Source organism: Alcanivorax sp. HI0044 (assembly GCF_001634945.1).
On the sequence record NZ_LWEZ01000279.1, the window covers coordinates 1 to 914 of the forward strand.

The 914-nt window shown below is 58.3% G+C and carries 1 protein-coding gene and 1 pseudogene; one reads left to right on the plus strand and one right to left on the minus strand.

Translation table 11 applies throughout. The features are described 5' to 3' along the window. Positions 1–46: 46 nt before the first annotated feature. Entirely contained in the window at positions 47–253 is a 207-nt protein-coding gene (gene rmf, locus A3730_RS03420; RefSeq protein ID WP_007149522.1) for a ribosome modulation factor, read from the plus strand. 230 nt (positions 254–483) lie between these two features. Here rmf and A3730_RS03425 read toward each other — a convergent pair. Then, a pseudogene (locus A3730_RS03425) lies at positions 484–914 on the minus strand (quinone-dependent dihydroorotate dehydrogenase); the annotation flags it as partial.

Consider the following 914-nt stretch of genomic DNA (forward strand, 5'->3'; position numbering starts at 1 on the left):
GAGGGGCCATTTTTCGGTACCGCTATCTGTGAAAGGGAAAGCGTTTATGAAGCGACAAAAACGTAGTAAAGACGACCGCGCTTACAACCGGGGATACAACGCCGGCCTGGATGGAAAATCCCGCGAAGACTGCCCGTTTGGCACGCTCCAGGCACGCACCAACTGGATGGGGGGATGGCGCGAAGGTCGCACTGACTTTGCTCACGGAATGCTCGGCGTCGCCAGCATCCAGAATCTGAAAAATATCGGTTAATATCTTCCAGTTTCACAACGCCGACGCGTTCACGCGCCGACCCACAGGGCCCCACCCGGGCCCTTTTTAATATCCGTCTTTAATGTCCATCTCAATACGCAACCAGGATGAAAACCTTTTGACCACTGAGAACGCCCTCGCTGCACGAGGTTCGTCCCCTGGAAGGGAACGCCTACAGCGGCTTCGTATAAAGCGCTAGCAGGCGGCTGAAAACCCGTTGCGCCTTTAGCTCAAATGCCTTTCGGCCAGGCACGGGCAATATCACCGATCAGACCCGGCCCCTGGTAGATCAAGCCACTGTAAATCTGTACCAGGTCCGCACCCTGGCGCTGTTTTTCCAGCGCATCATCAGCACTATTGATGCCCCCCACGCCGATAATCGGGATACGACCATTAAGCGCATGGCGCATGGCAGCCAGCGCCCGGTTGGCAATGGGGGTTAACGGCGCACCACTGAGCCCACCCTGCTCCTCTCCATGCTTCAGGCCCTGCACGCCCTCGCGGGACAAGGTGGTATTGCCCACGCACACACCGTCGATTCCGTGCTGCACAAAGGCTTCTGCCATCCCCTGCAGCTCTTCTTCGCTGTTATCCGGGGCAATCTTGATCACCAGCGGCACCCGGCGACGGTGCTCCTGGTCCAGGCGCGTCTGGGCTTCGC